This is a genomic window from Caballeronia sp. LZ003, assembly GCF_031451465.1.
Lineage (GTDB): Bacteria > Pseudomonadota > Gammaproteobacteria > Burkholderiales > Burkholderiaceae > Caballeronia.
Genome location: NZ_JARUXJ010000001.1, coordinates 1543208 through 1549434, shown reverse-complemented (window position 1 = coordinate 1549434; position 6227 = coordinate 1543208). Strand labels below are relative to the sequence as shown.

Annotated in this window: 7 protein-coding genes and 1 pseudogene; 6 read left to right on the top strand and 2 right to left on the bottom strand. The window is 55.3% G+C overall.

Going from position 1 to position 6227, the window contains the following annotated elements; all coding sequences use genetic code 11:
• From QCE79_RS06825 to QCE79_RS06815, 3 genes and pseudogenes are all read left to right on the top strand, one after another.
• Positions 1-442, top strand: a pseudogene (locus tag QCE79_RS06825) (terminase); the annotation flags it as partial.
• Entirely contained in the window at positions 442-1494 is a 1053-nt protein-coding gene (locus tag QCE79_RS06820; protein ID WP_309842916.1) for a phage portal protein, read from the top strand. The pseudogene QCE79_RS06825 and the gene QCE79_RS06820, both read left to right, overlap by 1 nt.
• A gap of 10 nt (positions 1495-1504) precedes the next feature.
• The gene (locus QCE79_RS06815) at positions 1505-1846 is read left to right on the top strand and encodes a hypothetical protein (protein WP_309842913.1); all 342 of its coding nucleotides are present in this window, start codon (positions 1505-1507) and stop codon (positions 1844-1846) included.
• Between the two features lie 431 nt (positions 1847-2277).
• On the opposite strand, the gene QCE79_RS06810 is transcribed toward QCE79_RS06815, so the two are convergent.
• Positions 2278-3456, bottom strand: coding sequence for a hypothetical protein (locus tag QCE79_RS06810; RefSeq protein ID WP_309842910.1), 1179 nt, complete (start codon positions 3454-3456; stop codon positions 2278-2280).
• A gap of 778 nt (positions 3457-4234) precedes the next feature.
• Here QCE79_RS06810 and QCE79_RS06805 point away from each other — a divergent pair.
• The 3 genes from QCE79_RS06805 to QCE79_RS06795 are packed head-to-tail and all read left to right on the top strand — an operon-like array spanning position 4235 to position 5068.
• Positions 4235-4489, top strand: a complete 255-nt coding sequence (locus QCE79_RS06805) for a type II toxin-antitoxin system HicA family toxin (RefSeq protein WP_309842907.1) — start codon at positions 4235-4237, stop codon at positions 4487-4489.
• A complete protein-coding gene (locus QCE79_RS06800) occupies positions 4486-4842 on the top strand; it encodes a type II toxin-antitoxin system HicB family antitoxin (RefSeq protein WP_309842904.1) in 357 nt (118 codons plus the stop codon). The genes QCE79_RS06805 and QCE79_RS06800 overlap by 4 nt, the downstream gene beginning before the upstream one ends.
• Positions 4826-5068 (top strand): hypothetical protein, encoded by a 243-nt coding sequence (locus QCE79_RS06795; RefSeq protein WP_309842901.1) that lies wholly within the window; start codon positions 4826-4828, stop codon positions 5066-5068. The genes QCE79_RS06800 and QCE79_RS06795 overlap by 17 nt, the downstream gene beginning before the upstream one ends.
• 195 nt (positions 5069-5263) lie before the next feature.
• Here QCE79_RS06795 and QCE79_RS06790 read toward each other — a convergent pair whose 3' ends face one another.
• Positions 5264-6199 carry a ParB/RepB/Spo0J family partition protein gene (locus tag QCE79_RS06790; protein WP_309842899.1) on the bottom strand — a complete coding sequence of 312 codons (936 nt, stop codon included), beginning with the start codon at positions 6197-6199 and terminating at the stop codon, positions 5264-5266.
• Between the last annotated feature and the right edge of the window lie 28 nt (positions 6200-6227).

Here is a 6227-nt window from a genome sequence, read left to right as displayed (position 1 = left end):
GCTCGAACGTCACCGCTGGCGCGGCGAGGACTTCGAGACACAGGCGCAATACGTGCGCGAGATCACCCGGCGCTATAACGTCACCAAGATCACGGTCGACGCAACCGGCGTCGGTTACGGGCTATATCGTCTGGTTCAGCAGTTCTTCCCGCGCACCTACGCATTGCAATATTCGCCCGAACTCAAGACGCGACTGATTTTGAAGGCGCAGTCGGTCATCACAAACGCACGACTCGAATTCGACGCCAGCTACACGGACCTGGTGCAGTCATTCATGTCGATTCGCCGATCGATGACCCCAAGCGGCAGCAAACTCACCTACACCGCCGCACGCAGCCAGGAGATCGGCCATGCAGATTTGGCCTGGGCCTGCATGCATGCGCTCGACAACGAACCGCTTGAAGGCGCGACCCGCGCTCGCAGCACTGTGGAGTTCTATTAATGCTCGTCACCTCGATCAGCAGCGCCAGCGAAATTGCAGCGCGCGACACACTCAGCTCAATTACCACATTCGAGTTTGGCGACGCCGCCACCGCGCTTGAAGCGCCCGACATCTTCGACTATCGCGAACTGTGGACGATCAACGGCTTTTTCGAGCCGCCCATTTGTCGAACTGGACTGGCGAAATCGCTTCGCGCGGGCACCCATCACGCCTCCGCCCTGTACTTCAAGCGCAACGTACTCGCCTCGACGTTCATCCCGCATAAGAGGTTTTCGCGCGAATCGTTCAGCCGCTTGGCGCTGGATTATCTGACCTTTGGCGATGCCTACCTCGAACGCGAAACCAATTTGTTAGGCAAGGCACTCAACTACCGGCCGACCGTCGCGAAATACACGCGCCGGATGACGGATCTGGAGCACGTTGCGCTGATCGACGGATACCAGGTCGCCCATACCTTCGAGCGTGGTTCAGTGTTTCAGCTCGCCGAGCCCGATGTGAACCAGGAGGTGTACGGGCTGCCTGAGTACATCGCGTCACTTCAAGCGGCGTGGCTCAACGAGTCCGCGACGCTGTTCCGCCGTCGCTACTACGCCAATGGTTCACATGCCGGTTTCATCCTGTACCTGAATGATCCATCGGTCGATCCAGAGGATGTGGACGCAATTCGTCAGCAGTTGCGCGAGACGAAGAACCTTGGCAACTTCCGAAATTTGTTCGTGCATTCGGCCAGTCGCGACGGCAACGGGAACAAGGGCTCACTCGAGTTAATTCCGATATCGGAAGTGGCCGCCAAGGATGAATTCTTTAACATCAAAAATATCACGCGCGACGACAGTCTCGCCGCCCACCGCGTACCACCGCAACTGATCGGTATCGTGCCGAGCAACACCGGCGGATTCGGTGCGGCCGACACTGCTGCACGCGTGTTTGGCTACAACGAAATCCGACCGTTACAGCAAAAATTCTTGGCGATCAACGAATGGGCCGACGAGGAGATTGTGCGGTTCGAGGACTACGCTGTGCCACCCGCTGCATCACCTAATCACGTCTAGGAGCAAAGACATGAGCAGTTTGAAAACGCAATTCGAATACGCCGAACCGGTCGCCATCGGCATGAACACGGCGGGACTGAACGAGTCCGCGACGCTGTTCCGCCGTCGCTACCACGCCAATGGTTCACATGCCGGTTTCATCCTGTACCTGGATGATCCATCGGTCGATCCAGAGGATGTGGACGCAATCTGTCAGCCGTTGCGCGAGAGCAAGAAGCTTGGCAACTTCCGTCATTTGTCCGTGCATTCGGCCAGTCGCGACAGCAACGGGAACAAGGGCTCGTTGGAGCTGATTCCGATATCGGAAGTGGCTCCGCGGATGACTTTCAGAGGCGGTTTAAAAAAGAAGTGAAGGACTCTGCTAACTTTACAGACATCCTGCCTCCATGACGACGAGACCAAGGGATAGACAAGCCAATCATTGACGACAGATTATGCGCCAACTCGAACCGTTACTGCTCCAGCCGAAAGCTCATCGCGAGAAGTACTCTGGTCGCAAGCCGGTACCCGGTCATGCAACGTGAACGACATTGTGTTTGTGTTGCGCACAGGGCTGAGTTGGCGCGATCCCCCGGAATGAGCCGCGGCTCTGCCGTGACTTGTTGGCGCCGCCGACGCGACTGGCAGGAAGCGGTGTTTAGGATCGACTGCGCGAAGTGCTGCTCGCCACGTTACGCGCAGCAGGCCAAATCGACTTGTCACGCAATTATCGATTCGTCTTTCGTGCGAGCTTGCGGGCCCCAAGACGGCTTGCGCTGCCGGATGCGTTTGACCTGCTCGCGCCTACTCACGCGGGAATGGCACAATTTGATCATACGAAAAATCAAGTTTCAACGTACCGTCGTTACCGTACTTGTCATATAAATATACCTTCCGAATACCTAAGTAGTTTTCCCATCCAAATTGTGTAAGACGCGATATTGGAATTGTTAATCTGCACACGTAGACGTCGAAACCATTCTTTTCGAGGGGGTAGGGGTCAACAACGCTTCGTTGGTCATTTTGATCAATTTCAACTTTATACAGTGACCCGATCAGAAAGATGGTAGATGCCAATAGAATCTCGCCCGACCGAAAACCACAGGATTGGCGGGGGCTGATGAACCAACTAACGACATCAAGTCGGTCTCCCCAATTATGCGCCGCGTACGCATTTACTCCTGCGCCCGTGGACATACCAGCAGATGCGTCGGTAGCTGCCACTCGCTGTTTTGAATCAGGGACCTCGTTAACGAAAATCTCAATATTCGGCGAAAGCAATAGCTCAATGCGTATTCGATTGAACGCAGTCTTACAGTGGAATTTTTTCGTCCAGCTATGTGCAGTCTGCATTTCATAACACGGTACATCATCCGCCATGGGCCTAAATTCATTGAAGGAATACATTTTCCAAATATAGGGATTAGAGTAGTCAATGATTTTTGCAGTGACCAACGCGCATTTAAAACCGTCGGCGAGTGACTCATCACGAGTCGATAGACGACTTCCGTCAGCAAGACTAACTTGCGCCGCAACCTGGACGCATCCCTCGATCAACGTTGTCAAATATAATCTCAAGTTCGCATTTGAACTCAAATCATGAACGTCGACAGCTGAAATTTCGTTATCTACTTTTTGAAGCAAAGGATACTCAGAGCAGGAACAGGAGCAAACCCATCCAGTGCTGCGATGTTGTCCCAATCTTTCCCCAGTTTCAGCATCGATAAGTTCTATCCAGCGAAAAAGCTCGTCAGGACTTATGTCAAGATATCGACCTTCAGCGTCGTACGATTCGAACACAATATCAATGGCGGCCTGGTGTTTTCCATTTGCAAAAACAAACGGACTCCCGCGGCCTGGCGTTCGAACTTGAAACTTCGCTACTTTTTTGACGCACTTCCACGTTCCTGGTTTCATAGAAATCCCTTCGTTGATTTCGAGCGCAGACCGATGCACTGAAGTGCGCTGATGTTCCGCGCGCATTCAAAACACACCTTTATGGTGCAGGCGCCCCCCCTGTATTTGCCCTTGCGAATGCTGACGGACGCGAAGGGGCAAAAAGCACGATTCAGGAGTGCGCGCCTGCATATGCGATCCGATTCCGAGTCTAGCGACATCTCGCTGAAATTTTCTTGACAAGGGAAGAACTCTTTCTCCATGGCGCTTTAATTTGTCCTTAAGGTTGAAACGTGCCTTACTAAGGACAAGTGTTAGCGGCACCGAGCAAGCGCCACAAGAAGGCGGCGCAAGGTTGGGTACTCTTGACATCAAAAATTGCGTGCGACGATAGCCTCGCCGCCGATTTCAGCGAAATGACGAGCGACGAGTCACCCGCCACTTGTCGCACTGACACCGGTCGAGCTTGGTTTTCCGAGCCTGCGTCTGGACCCGCACACCGCGCGTCAAAGTGCGTCTGGAAATATCCTCCAATAGTCGCCGAAACCCGCGTCGCGCCGGCTTGCGCCTGTCCAACCTTTTGCGTCTGGAAACGCCATTTTGTTTTGGAGGGCAGGCGCGGAGGGGACTGCGATTTTCGAGGTCGCAGCGCGCACGACGCGCCTAAAGGCGGCACCGTAAAAAGGTGCCTCACGACGCGCGTCTGACCTGCAACGGGCTTCGCGCGGCCTGCGACATCCTCGCGAGCATCGTGACGCCGAGCCCTCTACAGGGCTGCAATCAACCCACGCCGACGATCGATGCACACAGCTTTTGATAGCACTTTTTGATTGCATGCGCTTTCACTTCCTGCTATCATGAACACATGAAAGCCAAACATGCCCGTACCCTCGCCGCGATCTTCACCAAACCAACCCTCAGCGGGATCGTGTTTTCGGATATCGAGGCGCTTGTAAAATCGTTGGACGGCGACGTGATCGAGCGCGAAGGTTCGCGCGTGAAGATTCTGTTAAACGGGCAGGAATGGCGATGCCACCGACCGCACCCCGGCAAGGAAGCACGTCGGTATCAGATTGAGGAAGCGCGGGAGTTCTTTGAACGAGCAGGAGTCAAGCCATGAACACCATGCATTACAGCGGATATATCGCTCGCGTCGAGTTTGACGAGCGGGATAATATTTTTGTCGGGCGCGTGCTCGGCGTGAATTCGATCATCAGTTTTCACGGCGAGTCCGTGATCGAATTGCGCACGGCCTTTATTGAGGCGATTGATGATTATCTGGCGGATTGCAGAGAGCGCAATGTCTCGCCGGAGAAACCGGCATCGGGCCGGTTAATGCTGCGCATCAATCCGAATGTGCATGCGGCGGTCAGCATTGCGGCGTCGGCCGCTGGCGAGAGCATCAACCAATGGTCGGAAGAGGTTTTGGGGCGTGCAGCACGCGAAGCACTCGACCATGCCGCGCACGCCTGATGACCGGAAGAGTCGCCATTTAACTACGCTCGGTCTGTCGTCGGTGCACGATCCGCGCGACGACATTTATTTCGGTCGCGCCGACCTTCAAGGCGACACCGTGATTAGCTTTTATGGCAAGACTGCTTCCGAGCTCCTTACCGCCTTTGTTAAGGAGATCGATGATTATCTGGCACGACACAACGAGCGTAGAAACGACACAGCACACTTCAATTCGCGCGGCTGATTCCGCTTATTGAATAGGGCAGCACGGGCCCACGCACCTTAACGCTTTCGCACCCGCTATAGACTCACGCTGACTCGTATTACGAGGCGAGCACGTAGAGACGCCCGCGCCTTCGCATATGCCTTGACCGACTCGAAAGTTTTCTCGTTTTACGCGCTCGTTCTACACGATCGCGTCGAACGAGCGCGAAGTCTCTTACGATGCATCCCTCGACGCGTCACGCGCGGCATCTAGCGCGGCGCGAAGGTCCGCTCCCTTCCCGATACAAACATCATCGTGCACACGGATAATCTCAATGTGTTTCGGGAGTTGAGTGCCTCTTCCGGCGAATCGGATACTCACATCCCCGCATTGCGTGCCAAGCCAGTCCAATCGGGCGGCATCGGCTATCGATTCCACCGCCGACTCGATGGGATTTGACCGCTCGACCATACGAGGCATCACCTTTGACTTTCCAGCCTCGCTCGCCCTCTTCACGCCCTTCTCAAGCGCGGCCACAGCTCCAGTGCCATGCTGGCGCATTGTCTTGATGGCCGTCGTCGCCGACACCTTGCCGCTCGTCACCATGTCGCGTATCGGTTTAGGCGCTCCAACGAGCGATAGCACGTTCAATACTTTCGCCAGAGGGAAACCTGTACGGCGCGAGATTTCCTTCTCAGAAAGGCCGCGACCGATCAGCGTCTTGCAGACCAATCCCTCCCCGTACGGCGTCAATCGCTTGCCGCTGTTATTCGTGATCAGGCCGACAATCCGATCTTCGTCCGTCGTGCCCCTGGCTTCGTTCACAACCGGCACAGCCTCGATGTTCGCGCCCTCTTCGTTGGCCAACTGCAACGCCGCGAATCGAGAATGACCGTCCGACAAATACAGAAATCCATCCGCTGCGGCCAGGACGGTCAACGGCTTGTGTCGATAGAAGCCGTTCGCCTTGATTGAGTCCGCCAGTTCGCGGACGTGCTGCGCGTACTCTGGATCCGACGAGCGGGCATCGTTGAAGCCTGGCCGCAGTCGGATCGCATCGAGCGACACCATGTAGATGTCAACGGAGCCTTGTCGATACGGTGCCACTACCTGTTTGACGTTGCCAGCGACGAGCTCAAGCACGCCCTGCTCTGTAGACTGGATACTCACGGCTATTCTCCTTTTACATGTTGGCGCG

What these genes read in the sequence shown, in the direction of transcription:
- QCE79_RS06820 (WP_309842916.1), top strand. Translation starts at nt 442, where the DNA reads ATGCTCGTCACCTCGATCAGCAGCGCCAGCGAAATTGCAGCGCGCGAC.
- QCE79_RS06815 (WP_309842913.1), top strand. Translation starts at nt 1,505, where the DNA reads ATGAGCAGTTTGAAAACGCAATTCGAATACGCCGAACCGGTCGCCATC.
- QCE79_RS06810 (WP_309842910.1), bottom strand. Translation starts at nt 3,456, where the DNA reads ATGCGCGCGGAACATCAGCGCACTTCAGTGCATCGGTCTGCGCTCGAA.
- QCE79_RS06805 (WP_309842907.1), top strand. Translation starts at nt 4,235, where the DNA reads ATGAAAGCCAAACATGCCCGTACCCTCGCCGCGATCTTCACCAAACCA.
- QCE79_RS06800 (WP_309842904.1), top strand. Translation starts at nt 4,486, where the DNA reads ATGAACACCATGCATTACAGCGGATATATCGCTCGCGTCGAGTTTGAC.
- QCE79_RS06795 (WP_309842901.1), top strand. Translation starts at nt 4,826, where the DNA reads ATGCCGCGCACGCCTGATGACCGGAAGAGTCGCCATTTAACTACGCTC.